We start from the raw sequence: 15,131 nt of genomic DNA, 5'->3' as shown, positions 1-15,131 counted from the left end.
ATTATGCATAATTTAATAAAAACAGCATGTTAGCTCTACGTACTATACATAATATGCCTCCATCTCGTTATGATATGGAGGCACACATTAATTTCATTTATCATGTTTTTGAATTTGCTTGATTAAGTAGTTCATTAATATCTCACTATAATCGATTGGAATGTCTTTAGTATGTTTATACAAGGCATTACAAAAATCATTATAGTAAGCATCTTTAACAGTCTTTGTGGTTAGAAAGGCATGAATCTCTTTGTATCGAATCACTTTATAGTGTTTGCTGCCACTATAAGAGGATAAATCTAATTTATTATAATTTGGGACAAATATATACAAATATACCTTCTTGTTATGTTTTTCTCCTTCTTTTATAGCGAATTCATAATACTTTGATAACTGCGATTGAACAAGACCATCTTCACTAAAGTCGTGTCTGTTAGACACGCCGTTAATCCCAGATTTAATCTTATTTTCGATGACAAGAATAGATTCTTCGTCTTCTACCCATAAATCGATATTATGAAACTCTCTTTTAATGGAAAACTCTTCACTGATCTTTAGATTCATTACCGTTTGGGCAAAGTCTTTGAAAAGCTTTGGGTGGTTTGTAAAAAAATGATTGAACATATTTGAGAATGCGAGTTCATCATCTTCTTTATTAATTAGGGTAAGAAAATTAAACCGGTTATGTTCTTTCATGCCGTCGTGAACGGTGATGGTTTTTTCATACCACAATTCGTCATTATTAATCATATCCATAAAACTACTATAGGAATTCGGGTTCTTTAGATCATCTACGTACATTATAAGGGATTGTCTAGCAAATCTTTTGTCGCTCATTTGGCATATAGTGAGTTCTTGATTGATTGACTTATCATACGCACTATCAATGATATATATTAGTGTTTTTGGACGTAATAACTTCTCTGATACGAAACTAACGGTCGGCCATGATTCATTGGTCATCACATAGGGAAACCCTCCATAAGTAATGGGATTATTTCGTTCATATGCTCTTAATTGGTTTACTGCTGAGGCGACTCTATCTTTCTTGGAATAACCTTTAGGATGAAAGAGTTGTCCAGACTTTCCAATGATACTAACCCCTATAACCTCAAAACACCCAGCTTCATATAGCCTTGTATGCACAACAGCACATACAGAATCATCATACTCAGGGTTAATCATACCTATAGGATTGATAAAACAGTAGTTCTTTTGATCATCTGCATGCAGAAGGTTAATCACTTCTCCCCCGCCTATTTCTTTTGTTAGGTATTCTCCTGCATACATTCTATTTATAATAATGGATTTCATGGAGTGTACTCTTTTTTAAATAGTGATAAGGCTCCCGATAAAACATCTATCCCAAACAGGTTTATTACATCCGCTTGGCTAATCTCTTTAATTTGCTTACTGATAGAATGATTGCCAAAGCGATATGGCGAATCGACAGGTTCTGTTTCATCAAACCCATTTAAATAGTCAGAAATAGATGTCACATAATCCACTCTAATAAAGCCATTAGAATCATCTTTCGTGTACTTATGGGCAACATAGTTATTGCTGCAATATAAACAAAAACCATTAAATAAATAGAACTTAATTGTAGTTAATTTGTCCATTTCTTAATCCCTCTCTGTATCAATATAAATAACAATTATAATAGCTGATGATAATGTTGGATGATGGTTGTTTTTTTAGCTATTTATTTAATTGTAACATATAACTATATCAGAATACATTTTTGTCATAATAGGGTAGTATGACTTCTGGCTATGTATATATTTGGTTCGATATCACTGTTTTTTATGATTCAGTATCATTCGAATTGAATTATGCAACCTCTGTCTTTGAGCAACTCTATTTGTTGATCAAGAGTTTTGAAATTTTTAACTTCCACGCTATTCTTCAAAAAAAAATCTCTCCTGGGACACATTCGAAAGAGGTGCGGAGAGTTTTATTACATACAATATATATTTTTTGTAAAGTTATGTCAATAATGATTGTCTATGCAATGACTTTTTGATATTTATGTTTCATCTGTAATTTCCTTCGATAGTGTATAAATGAGATTCTAATTGTGTGATGCTACCTAAATTAATACAAATCAGCACCCTTTAGAAGATTTTAGCACTCTAATTGTTCTTGTTATTATATGTTCACAATAAGTAAGACATTTTACTAGTCAAAACATTTAATCTTCAATTTCGATATATATGTCAAATCCACTTGGTGTTGCTGCAAATCCTTCTCCAAAAATTGCAATTTCAAATTCATCGCTAATAAAAATATTATCTATACACTCAATTTTAGGATTCTGTGTTCCAGTTCCATTGCATATAAATATCAAATATTTTTCATTTGCTTTTCGTGCAAACTTGATTTCGTTTTTTGAAAATGTCAAAATCAATTTTTTTGAATATTTTTTACTACTTTTAACTTCCACAAAATAAGTAAGTTCATTTTGTTTATACTTAAAATCATAACCAAGTCCAGCTTTGCCATTTGGGTAAATGTCTTTGTCTGCATTTTCAGAAACCCAATCAATTTCGGTAACTCCTTCAGCTATAGTATTCAAGTATCTATAAACAATTGTTTCTGCTTTTAATCCAAAAGCAGATTTACTTCTTTCACTTCTTTCTATATCCTGCTTAGTGCTGGTTTTACTTGCTCTTTGATTATCAATATAAACTGGTTTTGTTGTAGCTTTTCTAAATGTTATATCCATATAAGATGAATCATCGACAATCTTTTTAGGTATCACATCTAAATATTTCTTATATTCTTCAAATAAATTATCTATCATCCCTAGATACATATAACTTTGATTATGCACAATATTTAAAAACAAGTCTATTTTCTCATCGGATATGTTATTCTCTAGTAATTTGCAATCAAATTCTCTTTTATTGAAATTATACTTTTCATTCAGATTTATTATCTTTGTTGACTTGTCGTATTTAAGAAAATCGATTGAATTATAAAAACTGTCATAATCAAATTCAATGTCAAGTTCAGTTTCAATAGTGAAAAGATTATTAAACTCAAATTGATCATATTGAGTTAACATCTTGCTGAATTGCCTTTGTTCTGTAATATCTGTTGTTTCTATCATTTTGTTATACAGGGAAGATTTCCATCCTCTTTCATTTATTGATAGTTGTTGATTCAAAAGGGATTGAAAATAACTAAATGTATTAAATTTTAATTCTGAAATCGAATTAAATTCTTTAATTGTCTTTTTACTTGCCTTTAAAATATCAAAGATAACTTTTTGGTTTGAATGGATTGATAATGCTCGAAAATCAATTGCATATATTGAAATTTTTTGTTTTTCATTAAGATTAATATTTAAGGTGTTTTCAAGTATATTTAATAAGTAATCTCCCTTAAGTTCCATAAGTCGTTCAGATTTTTTCTTTTGTTCTAACAACTCGAAAGCATTTTTTATATCCTCGCTGCTATAACCCTCTGATAACAATAATCTTTGTTCAACTTCAGGTGGCAAAGTTGCTTCTTTTATGAAATCTAATCTGGAAACAAAATGATGTGGTAAATAAATTAAACTGATGGATGAATATCTAACATCAGAAGGCTTGCATTTTTTATTCTCGAAGTATATCCATGAATAATCATTAAGTTTTTCAGTCAGAGAGGACTTCTTAATGAGTTTTTCCCACGATCCATATTTAACTTTATAGCTGATTTCTATCTCTGAGTATTTTAAATCGATTGCAGATAAAAATCTCCAGAGTATTTTTGATGATATGGGGTTAATATTAGATATAATGAATTCTAAACCATCGAGAGAATAGTCGCTACCACCACCGCCTTGTGAATAGTTTATATCCTTACCAGGATGATTTTCTGCAAAATATGATGAAAACGAATGAATTGTGCGCTTAGTTTCAATGATTTTAGGGTGTTTTCTTAACCCTAATTCTTCTAAATAAGTATTACAGTCTAGATCCATGCAAACAGTCTCGTATACCTCTTTATTAAGAAAAATCACTTCATCATACCCGTTATAAAGATTAAGTAAGTCATCCGTAGGTATTAGAATATCCTTTCCGATATGTTTATTATTATTCGTGTCTATAAATATTTTTTTATCACTTAAATATGCAATGATGTCTTTTTTTTCATCTAATCCGGAATTCATGAAAGTTTCTATGAACATTTCAAAATATTCGATATAATCAGTAACACTTATACTATTTAACAAATATTTTTCGATGTCATTCTTTATAAATTCAAAATTAGATGCTTTCTTAATCCCGATTTTAGAAAAAAATTCTAGAGATGTGGAATCACTTAGTAAATCCCTATGAATGTCCTTTTTCGAGTCATAATTGTTTTCTGAAGTTGGTAAAAAAACGACTATAACACCATTTGAATCCATAGGTGCTATCATTGATCCATTTCCTAGTCGTATGAATTTTCTATTTTTTAGCTGATTATAATTGCTATCTGATAATGTACCTATTTGGGATAGAGAAAATCTGTAAAATTTTATAAGCCATTGATTCGTTACCTTATCCCAAAAATAATCTGTCGTACTATTCAGAAATAATCTGTAATATAAATCTGGAATTAATAATTCTTTTGTCAAAAAATCGTATAAATCCCCTCTATCTTCTTGATCATCATAATTATCACTACTTAAAGTTTTTTTGCTTATCCATTTTGATCTATTACCAAATATAAGTTTAAGCTCGTTTTCAGATAGCAAATCTTGCAATCCAAAATTACGCAGTAAAAGAACTTTATCGTGAGCAACAAATTCACCATCTATTGTTTTAATTAACTCTTCTTTTTGGAATAATTCCTTTGTTTCTTCAAATAATCTTGTCTGTAATAAATATCTATTGCTTAAAGAATCCCAGTTATAATAATTAACCTTTTTTATTGGTAATTGTGAAATAACTTCATATGTTAGTAGATTCATTCTCTTTAGTTCTAAGATTGAATATTTGTATAATTCAACTAACTGCTCTAGTATATACTTGTTGTCTCCATCAGCATAATCAACAGATTCTCGATGTTTTTGGGTTTTGAATGGTCCGTTTACTTTTAACCTAACCTTTGTATCTTGTTGAGTTGGAAAAAAAACCATTAGCTTGGTACTTTCTTGATTCATGTTTATTTTCCCATCAACCATTTTATATGCTATTTGACACTTTTTAATGTCTATTTCGTTAGTTTTAGAATTTAGCAATTCAAATTCTATTTCAAAAAGTAAATAATGCACTATATTAGTACCGATTTTGATTTGTGTATTAATTATGTTTTTACCATTATCAGAGAACAATGTATTATTTTCTTTTGAAATAAACTCTTTATCTTCAATATGTATGTTTGTTATACTGTTAATGAACAACAATGTATCTTCATCTAAGAGTTTTAAGGAGTTGCTTATTTGTCTTTTTATATCATCGTTTGTGTAAATACTACTTTCGAAAGGTAAGATGATTTTTGTCTTACTTGTAAAATTTTCATCCGAGTTTATTTTTTCAGGAACCCTATAATCTATAATTTTAAATTTAAAATCACCAGAGAAAATTTCTGGTGTTTTGCATATACTATAAACCGATTTGAATCCAATTCCAAACTGACCAATTTTTCCTTTCCGCATTTTTTTAGCCGAGTCATTAACTGCACAAATTCTTTTAATATCCTCAATATCAAATGGATCACCATCATGAGTAAAGATTAATCTATCCTCTTCAAGCGATAAATATACATGTTTTGCATTTGAATCATCTGCATTTTGCAATAATTCAAAAATGAAGTGTGTAGGAGTTGAATACAAGTCTGATAGAATCTCATCAATATATGTATTTCCCAATTTCATTGCACGATTTAAGTTACGCATCTTGTCTGCAATTTCTTCAATTGTTTTTGCGTGTTGTAAATCAAAATAATCTACAAATGACTGAATCATTATTTAAAATTCTCCTGTACTCATATTCATTTAACTAAAAACTTGATATTTGAATTATATCTAATTAACATCTATTAAATCACATTTCAGGTGTATAAAGTTTCATTATTTCAATAACGCTTCAATAAATGATATGTCTTTTCTACCTCTAAACTCTAGTTTATCATTAATGACAAGCTCATATTCTGTTCTTTCTTCAAAGTCCATTTTATTATATCGATTCGTATGGAAAGTAATAATCTGATTAGATGATCCCCTCAAGTAAAGAGAATCATCTTTTTTTTCTAATTCAAAAGGTTCAGAGATAACTACATCACATAGTTTTACTGTTTGAAGCTTTTTTTCATCAAGATTTATATACGAATAACCAGTGAATAAAATCACGCCTATATCTCTATGCTTCAATTCTACGATCAAATCATATAAGTCTTTTTGGTCAAGAGGCTCACCACCAAGTAGAGTGATTTCTTTTGCTTTAATTGAACTCAGCACTGAAGATAATGCCATCTCATTTTCTTTATCAAAAGACCATAGATGAGGATTAATGCATCCTTTGCATCTGATTGTACATCCTTTGAACCAAATGACATCTCGATCACCAGGACCATATATTTTAGAGTTATGTGCAATATGATGAATATTATATGTGCTCAATATGTTCTCCTAACAAATTGAAGTTGGACATTGTCATTATTTTGAGTTTGTACAACTTCATATCCTTTATTAATTGCTGATACTTTCAACTCTTCAACTAAAGCCTCACATGATGGAAGTTGTTGAATCTTAAGTGCTTCTTCTGACTGAGCCATTTTCATTTCGAGTTGATCAATGATACTTCTAAGTTCAGTTGCATCATGATTTTCGCGATTTGCACGATATGATTGCTCGAGTAACTGGTCTTGATAATTTTTTTGTGAAACTAAGGCTCTTCTTGTAAACAGTTCTCTTAGAAGTTCAATTTGACTTTGTATAGAACTTATTTGGTTCGAATCTGTGTGGATAACAATGCGTTCACCCATCGTTATTTTCGCGGTTTTTCCGTTACCAAACACCAAAATGTTCTTTGAGATTTTTATGTTTAATTCATCAATGGTGTTCATAAAACTATTGATCATTTCGTCTTTAGGTAATAGATTGCTTGCGCATATAAGATGCAAATTAATATTTCTTACAATACTGCTCACTTGAGATTCACCTCAATTTTTAATTCTTCATCTTTTTCATAGAACTCTGAAGTATGTTCAAAATTGTCGATATCAAGAAATTGTTCAAAAAGTTCTTTGATTGCTTCAACACAAGATTCACCTTTAAAGTTATCAGTTTCAAGATATATTTGTGCATCTTTTGAAATGGTTACATTAATCTTCTTATCATTCATTGCTAAGCACCAATGTTGCTTCTTGATTATTTTCACTTAGCCACTTATTAGCTTCGGTAATTTTTTCTTCATCTTTTAAAGCCATGAACTGTTTATTTGATTTTGTATATAGTTTTCCTAAAAGTTCTTGAGGGACTGAAATTTCTTCTTTTCCTACGTTGATTTTTGAAACACTTGCTTTTTTATTCTTAAGTGTCTCTTCACCAAACTCTGTTTGACTTAAAAATTCATTGTATTTTCTAATACGTTCTAATAGCAACTTTGTACTAATTATGCTATCAATAATTTTTGCATTATCTTCATCGGTTAGCTTTTTTAGTTTGCTTAAATTTTCAGATAGTAGTTTTTCTGTCTCTGCCCTTTTTTTATACTTCGCACTTAACTGATATGAAGAATCAATGATAATTGGCTTAACATCGACATTGATCTTTACAACTCCATAGTTTTCTTTGACTTGTTGATTATAGATCTGATCAAAATCTGGATTAAATGATTTATATTCATCAAGAGGTTTATAAACTGTCGAAGTGAATTCTTTTGTTTTCTCAATAACTCGTTTTTTTCCATCAAACCAGAGGTCTCTATCTATTAGAGATTTAATTTTTTCTTCTTTAAAACTTCTTCCAATAACTAAATGTTTAACATCATTGCCAATAGGTGCATAGACGTCGTCAAACAATTTCATATAAAATTCGTTTTTAAATCCACATAAGCTTGAAATGTTTTGATTAATGATATAGGCATCTTTTTCTAAATCTTTAGGTTGAGATAACATTGACATCTGAGGATTATTGAAATCTTCTGTTCCAAATAGCAACAATTCTTCATTGATTTTTGATTTTCTTATCAAAGCGTTAAACGTTGGAATGACGACACTTAATCTGATTTCGCTTATTTTCTTTGGGGCGTTATTGTTCAATACTTCAAAATCAGCACGACTCCATAAGACGTGATTAATAAACTGAAAAAGTTCAGATGAAACTTTTTGATCGCTCAGTCTAATAATATGTTTAGAATCCACAATCAAATACGCTTTTGTCTTGTCGACAATTGCTATTGCTACATCTATGTCTTTTAAGGTTGAGCGATAAAATCCAGATACAATGCCTTTATTCTTAAGTTCTTGAAGAATTTTATGATTGATAAGTCCTGCATAAACAATATTTGGATTGTTCATTAACTTTGATGCTTTTGATGCGAATTCATAAAATACAGACCCTTTTGTATCGTAAATTAAAATGCTTTTAGATACTTCCGATAAAACATCTTCAATGGTAATAGGACTAACTTTTTCATGATCATAGATAAAGCCATATTTAATTGTTTTATCCAAATTTGAAAACTCTCTTGTTCTTATCATATGATTACTCCTTTACCAATTGAATCAAGTTGTGATTCTCTTTTGTGATTTCATGTGTATTAACTTTAAAAATTGAGCCTAAGGGTTGATTAGTCGATGGGTTGAAAAATTGTCCAATTTCACAAGTGACTAGGTAGACTTCAAATGTCTTGTTTTCAAGTTCAAAAACCAGATAGCGATCATGAAAAGCGCTCTTGATAGCTGAATTTTTTTTGACTAGTACTCCCATTTTTCTTACATCGTTTTCTATTTCAGCATTTTCTTGCTGCTCATTTCCTTTTTTGACGATGGAAATGTTTGCATACTCTTTTTTAAATGCTTCTACCATTTCACGTGTTTTTGTCTTAGCATTTTTGGCGAAAGGATAACCCATCACCATGTATAAATGATGAACAGATGAACCAGACATTGTAGTTTTAAATTTGTTGACGATATCTGAGTAATTTCTTGCTCTAGAAAACTCATTATCAACAATAGTTAAATCTAAGAACTCTTCCAAAACTCTTAACTTATAAGATAGATTGTTGAATTTATCTGCACTTAGATTATCTTTAAACCCGTTATAATCGTATTGGAACTCTAGCATTGAATGATTTTGCTTAACTGATTCAGTAAATATATCCTTAGTTAAAACTTCGTTTTGGAATATCTCATCCATTTCTTTAAAACTATATATCGCATCATCTTTTAAACGATAATACATATAAAGGTATGCATACTGTTTAGCCATAGCTACTTTATCAATGCATAGTGGAAACTTACTCACTTCTATACCTTGAAAAGAATATCGATCAAGTTCGCCAGTGACAAGCTCTTGATCAGAAAAGTCTTTCAGCGAGTCAATGTATAGTAGATTTCGAACTAAATCAAATCGTCCATATGGATTTTTTTTGAGAACATCATAAGCATATGATAGTACTTTTGAATATAGATTATCCCCAGTGTCAAGCCATGTCCCCTTATCGATACTATATGTCTTTTCGACTAAGTTGACATTGATTTCAGTGCTCTTGTCCTCACCTTTAAAGACACTTTTCAGTTGTTTAGGTAAACTAACTTCTTTAAAATAAACGATTTCATCTTTCCTATCTGTTACAAATTGATTTTGAGTTAGTAAATTTTGGACATACCACTGGGACGAAGCTCTTTTTTCATTAGAGATTGTTCTTCTCATGGCAGAAAAGAAATGTACAATCTCAATTCCAATTGGTAATGCAACATGATCAATAGAGTAAGTACCTGACTCTGTTTCTTCTAAACGTGGAATATTGATAAAGTCTTTGCCTGATTTTGTTAGTTTCCCACTTGCATCAATAAAACCTTTATTTTTCAAGATTTTCTCGATTGAATTGGAAATGGCAATGGATTTAAATATTGTGTCGATCTTATTACCTGAACTTATCTCAGTCAATAAAGCCTTGAAATCATTTCGAGATCGATCAAGTTTTAAATCAACTTTTGCTTCGAAATTGCTTAGTGTTCCAGTTGTTTTATATAGTATTCTCATTGAATCACTCCTTTACCACCTAAATGGGTTTGCACTTTTTATTGGTGCAAATTCATGTGTATAAATCTGTTTCAATAAAACTGAGTCTGTTTGTTTTTTGAAGAAGTCTTCGTTCCCAAATAAAATAACTTTATCTTTAGCGCGAGTTATTGCAACATTCATACGATTGACTGAATCTAGAAATCCCACTCGATCATTTTGAACCATCGATAAATAAACAATGTCAGCTTCTTGTCCTTGAAATTTATCTACGTTATTCAATGTGATTCTTACGTTACCTTCTTTAAAGTTAAATTTATTCTGGTTTTTAAATCTTTTTTGTAGTTTTTTTCTAAGTAGAAAGACTTGGCCATTATAAAAGGTAAGTACTGCTAAATCATAATTTCTGGTTTTATTAGCTGCAAATTTAATGAACTTATCTAGTTCTTCCATAATCGCATTGGCTTCATTTTCGTTTTGATTTTTATAAACTGTATCACATGTAATATGTCTTCTTTCAAAACGACGCTTAGTATCTATATATTCGAATTGTAGATAAGATCTCGTATCGTCTTGTAATGCTTTATTGTCATAAACGTAAGTACGCGGTAACTCAGAGATTTCTGGATGCATTCGGTACTGATACTCTAATGATACAAACCGATTCACTCGATCTTCATCTGAAAACCCTTCGTTTAATATAGTTCTTTTAGGATTATTTGATTTCTTTTTTAATCCGTTTTGAATTAGAGTAATAATTGACGGTAGGGCAATTTCAGAAATGGTTGCTATTATGTCATCATAATTTTTTGAATCTTCTTCGTTTAAGTAGTTTTTAATACTGCTAATGTAATTATCATAGCCAACCGTTTTGTTGCTTTCTCGGTTGTTAATAAGCTCGTACATACGAATTAATCTCCAAATAATTTCATCTTCAAGTTTTTTACCGTACTCTTCAGATGACTTTGTAATCAAACTATAAAGTTCGTGATTTCGATGATGTAATATTGAAAAATCCTTGAAAATTTCAGCTTTAAACGAACCTATGTTTTCTTTGTGACTCAAGACTAGATATTGATTGTTCATGTAAGGTAGAGCCTTTTTAACAAGTTCATCTTCACCAATAATAACCATGTCTGGTATAGACAGTAAAGTCAACTTTGCGCTGCAGTTTCTGATATCATGTGAATTTATTGTTTCAATGTTGTTTAAATGTGTATCCGTTATTGCGATTAGATTGGTTGTTTTAATAAATGCATCAATGTACTTAATCGACGAGCCCGACATCATGAATACTTTATTAATCCATTTTCTCTCATTTTCAATTAGCTTTAAGAAATAGATGGCTTCTCGATGATCTCTATTATCCAGAGGTTTAGAATAAATCAAAGTTGGAACTAAATCGTTCTTTTCAACGTATGGTGCTAGTTGTTTAACATCCCCAACAATGACCCATCTTTTTGCAAATACCGCAGGAACAAGAAACTCGTTAAATGTTGTTTTAGAAGCTTCGTCAATGATCAAATAGTCAAACATTGGATCAATACTTTGTGTATTGTTTTCGTGACCTAAAAGTTCTTTAAAAGGTGGAAACTGTAAGATTCCTATCGTTGTTCCACAAACCAAATTAAAACTGTCTAAAGCAATATCCTTATAGTTGTCAGGTACATCACTCATTAATCTCTTGTAGCTATATTGCTTTACATCTTCCACATAAACATTGTCTTCATCTCCAACCCTAAGTGGATTAATGACTCTTAGAAATTCATCTTTTTGTTTATGTTCAAGCATTTTTTCAAGAACATTATCGATTGCAACATGAGTCGATGCACATAATAAAACCTTTTTACCATCTTTAAGTGCTTGATAGATAAACTCAAGGATTGTTGTGGTTTTTCCACTACCTGGAGGTCCTTCAAGAATCATAAAATCAGGGGTTTGAAGTGTTTTTTGAACAAATTGTTGCTGTATTGAGTTACCTTTTTTCGAAGAATCTGTTAGCACTTTATAATCAATTGATAATGCCGAAACATTGTTGAATCTGCTTAAATACGACTTACTCTTATCATCACTTAAAAGTAGCAAGGGATGGTGGTAAATGCTGGGACGATCAACTAGGATGCTTAAAGCATTTTTTTGACATCTAAGTTGATAAGTATTATTTTTTATTGATACAAATCCCCTATCTTCAATTTGATCATTTTGCTCAACCTTAATTACTAGTTGTCCATATTCTTTTAGTTTGCTTACAATTTTGAATTCTTTCTTTTTATTATCTCTAAAATAGATGCTTTCGATATCTTCAGAAAAAAACACATCATAGATTGAAAAATCCAGCGAATCATCATCTTCTAATTCAATTGTGATCGTATTGAGTTGATCTTTATCATTTGTTTTTGTCAGTTTGTATATGATTTGGGGATACTCTGGATGTGTTGCTTCATTATAACTATATTTTTCTATTACAGCACGATTGTCTTTGACAGGAATCATGTCACCATTGTAGATAACACTAGTTGGTATAATAAGATCAAACGTTGGTTGGATTTCAGTATTTTGATTGAAAACCATCTCACCATCAGTTTTTTCAATTAGAAGTGTTTTATGATCTATTCTGATAAATTCGACTGATTTGCCATTAACTTCAATAGTCTCCAAAGGTACATCGTTTACTTCGATATCGAATTCAATAGCATTTTTTATTTTAGTTTCATCAGAAACCAGTTTACCTTTAATTAGTTTTTGTGTTGAAGTAATCTTTATCCAATGATTTAATTGATACTCATGAGCTTTGTTAATTTTTGTGTATTTTGCAGAAACTCCCTCTTTTTTACTTGCAATATAATGAGCATTATTTAGAAATGATGTGAAATTTCTATAATCCACCGCTACAGTTGACTTTGCTCCACCAGAAGCAGGACCATAAATTGCCTCATAGCACAAATCTTTAATCTTATATTTGGGATTTATCGTATTTGATTTCTGTGTGTATTGTTTATTTTCCATTAGTCCTCCAATAGCGGATTATAGCTTTCACTCTTAAGTCTTACTACTTTATCTGTACCAGTAAGCTCTTCGTTAAATTCGTTTCCCGCCATTCTCGCTCTATTTTTTGCCCAAGAACGGATTGAAGTAATTTTTTCTGCCATCACAGTAGATAGTGGTGTAATCTTATTTCTTTCATCAATAATGTCTTTATCTGTTAAATCACTTTGATTTGAAAAAGATGTGAATAATGCATCAGATATAATCGATCCGATTTCTGCACCCGTTAGTCCGCTGGTTTTTTCAGCTAGTAAATCTAGATTAAATTTTTTAGGATCTCTTTTTTTCCCACTAATATGTATTCTAAGAATTTCTTTTCTTTCTTCTTTGGAAGGAAGATCTACGAAAAAGATCTCATCAAATCTACCTTTTCTAAGTAACTCTGGGGGTAAACTTTCGATATTATTAGCTGTAGCAACCACAAAGACTGGTTCTTTTTTTTCTTGCATCCAAGTGAGTAATGTCCCAAAGACTCTTGATGCAGTACCACCATCTGTTCTATCAGAACTACTTAGACCCGATAACCCCTTCTCAATTTCATCAATCCAAAGCACACATGGTGCGATTGTAGTTGCAACATCAAGTGCTTTCCTCATGTTTGATTCACTCTGACCAACAATACCACCGAAAACTTTTCCAAGATCAAATCTTAATAAAGGAAATTTCCATGTTTTAGCAATACTTTTTGCTGTAAGACTCTTACCACATCCAGGTAACCCTAATAATAGAACCCCTTTAGGTGTATCAATGCCGTATTCAAGCGCTTTAGGTGTAAATGCGTTTGCACGAACTTTTAACCATTCTTTTAGGTTATACAAACCACCAACACTATCCATACTCTCTTCTGCACGATAATATTCTAGCAATCCTTCCTTTTTAATGATATGTTCTTTTTCTGTAATCAAATAGTCGATAACGCTATTATCTAACTTACCAAATTTTTCAGCTGCTTTGAGAAATGCAAGATTAACTTCTGTTGTAGTTAATCCTAACACACTGCTCAATAACTCATCAGTGATTTCATAGTTTTTCGATTCAAGTTCAGTGTTAATAATGACACTTTCTGCTATCTTTTTAATGAATTTTTTGTTTGGTAATGGCATATTTAAAACTACAATTTCCTTTGCTAATGCATTAGGTATACATAGTTCTGACGACTCAATGATAATTGTCTTATTAAATATTTTCTTCATCTTAACAATTTCAAAGAGCAGATTAACTACATCTGGGTTTTGTAAGTAAAAATTAAAGTTTTCAAGAATAAGATGGCTTGATTCATTCTCATCTTTAAATTTTTTTAAGATCATCAATGGATCTTGAATCGGTTCTACATTACCTTCACTGTCGATAAGGCCAACAGCTCTATTCCATCTTTTCCATTTTGTCATCTGTGTCGATGAGATTGTATTTAGTAAGCTCTGTAATCTTTGCCACTCATGTGTCACAACTTCAATTAAAGGTGTCTTGCATTTAAGTAAAAGTTCAAACTCTTCTTCAAAATGTGTCATATTTCATATCCCCTTTTATGATTTTTTATATTCATCGTTTACTTATATTAATATTTTATACTATTTCGACATCAAAAGTTAGTCTAAACTGTGTTTACGATAAAAAATAAAACAGCCCCTTAGTTAAAAACTAGGAGGCTGTCAACAGTGACACCAAGAACTTTACTGATTTGTGCTATGCGCTGAAGCGTCAATTTATCACCATTTTCATAGTAATAGATCGAACGATCATCACTTAAGCCCAATTCATTTGCTAGGTCGAATTTAGATATACCTCTTTCTTCCCTAACTTTGCGGATATTGTTTCCAATACTCCAAAAGTCCAATTGGTATCTATCCTGTTTTTCACCTTTCATCATACGTTTCTCTCCTTTTCACGAAAGTATTCGATCATTGAGTTGTATGATTAA

General features: G+C 30.7%; 11 protein-coding genes. All 11 read right to left on the bottom strand.

Annotation, left to right across the window (positions count from 1 at the left end; translation table 11 throughout):
- Window positions 1–93: 93 nt before the first annotated feature.
- Entirely contained in the window at window positions 94–1,314 is a 1,221-nt protein-coding gene (locus tag JN09_RS03545; RefSeq protein WP_204432731.1) for a PDDEXK-like family protein, read from the bottom strand.
- Window positions 1,311–1,622 (bottom strand): hypothetical protein, encoded by a 312-nt coding sequence (locus JN09_RS03540; protein ID WP_204432729.1) that lies wholly within the window; start codon window positions 1,620–1,622, stop codon window positions 1,311–1,313. The genes JN09_RS03545 and JN09_RS03540 overlap by 4 nt, the downstream gene beginning before the upstream one ends.
- A 572-nt stretch (window positions 1,623–2,194) precedes the next feature.
- On the bottom strand, window positions 2,195–5,944 hold the full coding sequence (locus tag JN09_RS03535; RefSeq protein WP_204432727.1) for a sacsin N-terminal ATP-binding-like domain-containing protein: 3,750 nt from the start codon (window positions 5,942–5,944) through the stop codon (window positions 2,195–2,197).
- Window positions 5,945–6,049: 105 nt separating this feature from the next.
- Window positions 6,050–6,598 (bottom strand): 4Fe-4S single cluster domain-containing protein, encoded by a 549-nt coding sequence (locus JN09_RS03530; RefSeq protein WP_204432714.1) that lies wholly within the window; start codon window positions 6,596–6,598, stop codon window positions 6,050–6,052.
- Entirely contained in the window at window positions 6,595–7,128 is a 534-nt protein-coding gene (locus JN09_RS03525) for a hypothetical protein (RefSeq protein WP_204432712.1), read from the bottom strand. Before JN09_RS03525 ends, JN09_RS03530 begins: the two co-directional genes overlap by 4 nt.
- Window positions 7,125–7,322, bottom strand: a complete 198-nt coding sequence (locus JN09_RS03520; protein ID WP_204432710.1) for a DUF2997 domain-containing protein — start codon at window positions 7,320–7,322, stop codon at window positions 7,125–7,127. Before JN09_RS03520 ends, JN09_RS03525 begins: the two co-directional genes overlap by 4 nt.
- Window positions 7,315–8,682, bottom strand: coding sequence for a hypothetical protein (locus JN09_RS03515; RefSeq protein ID WP_204432707.1), 1,368 nt, complete (start codon window positions 8,680–8,682; stop codon window positions 7,315–7,317). The genes JN09_RS03520 and JN09_RS03515 overlap by 8 nt, the downstream gene beginning before the upstream one ends.
- A gap of 4 nt (window positions 8,683–8,686) precedes the next feature.
- Complete coding sequence (locus JN09_RS03510; protein ID WP_204432705.1) at window positions 8,687–10,189, bottom strand: hypothetical protein; 1,503 nt, start codon at window positions 10,187–10,189, stop codon at window positions 8,687–8,689.
- A 12-nt stretch (window positions 10,190–10,201) separates the two neighbouring features.
- On the bottom strand, window positions 10,202–13,174 hold the full coding sequence (locus JN09_RS03505; RefSeq protein WP_204432703.1) for an AAA domain-containing protein: 2,973 nt from the start codon (window positions 13,172–13,174) through the stop codon (window positions 10,202–10,204).
- On the bottom strand, window positions 13,174–14,721 hold the full coding sequence (locus JN09_RS03500; protein ID WP_204432702.1) for an AAA family ATPase: 1,548 nt from the start codon (window positions 14,719–14,721) through the stop codon (window positions 13,174–13,176). Before JN09_RS03500 ends, JN09_RS03505 begins: the two co-directional genes overlap by 1 nt.
- 119 nt (window positions 14,722–14,840) lie before the next feature.
- Window positions 14,841–15,077: a helix-turn-helix domain-containing protein gene (locus JN09_RS03495; RefSeq protein ID WP_204432698.1), complete on the bottom strand. Its 237-nt coding sequence runs from the start codon at window positions 15,075–15,077 to the stop codon at window positions 14,841–14,843.
- Window positions 15,078–15,131: the final 54 nt, after the last annotated feature.

This window comes from Paracholeplasma morum (assembly GCF_016907055.1).
Taxonomy (GTDB): domain Bacteria; phylum Bacillota_I; class Bacilli_A; order Acholeplasmatales; family UBA5453; genus Paracholeplasma; species Paracholeplasma morum.
This window is presented reverse-complemented; position numbering and strand designations above follow the sequence as displayed.

What these genes read in the sequence shown, in the direction of transcription:
- JN09_RS03545 (WP_204432731.1), bottom strand. Translation starts at nt 1,314, where the DNA reads ATGAAATCCATTATTATAAATAGAATGTATGCAGGAGAATACCTAACA.
- JN09_RS03540 (WP_204432729.1), bottom strand. Translation starts at nt 1,622, where the DNA reads ATGGACAAATTAACTACAATTAAGTTCTATTTATTTAATGGTTTTTGT.
- JN09_RS03535 (WP_204432727.1), bottom strand. Translation starts at nt 5,944, where the DNA reads ATGATTCAGTCATTTGTAGATTATTTTGATTTACAACACGCAAAAACA.
- JN09_RS03520 (WP_204432710.1), bottom strand. Translation starts at nt 7,322, where the DNA reads ATGAATGATAAGAAGATTAATGTAACCATTTCAAAAGATGCACAAATA.
- JN09_RS03515 (WP_204432707.1), bottom strand. Translation starts at nt 8,682, where the DNA reads ATGATAAGAACAAGAGAGTTTTCAAATTTGGATAAAACAATTAAATAT.
- JN09_RS03510 (WP_204432705.1), bottom strand. Translation starts at nt 10,189, where the DNA reads ATGAGAATACTATATAAAACAACTGGAACACTAAGCAATTTCGAAGCA.
- JN09_RS03505 (WP_204432703.1), bottom strand. Translation starts at nt 13,174, where the DNA reads ATGGAAAATAAACAATACACACAGAAATCAAATACGATAAATCCCAAA.
- JN09_RS03500 (WP_204432702.1), bottom strand. Translation starts at nt 14,721, where the DNA reads ATGACACATTTTGAAGAAGAGTTTGAACTTTTACTTAAATGCAAGACA.
- JN09_RS03495 (WP_204432698.1), bottom strand. Translation starts at nt 15,077, where the DNA reads ATGAAAGGTGAAAAACAGGATAGATACCAATTGGACTTTTGGAGTATT.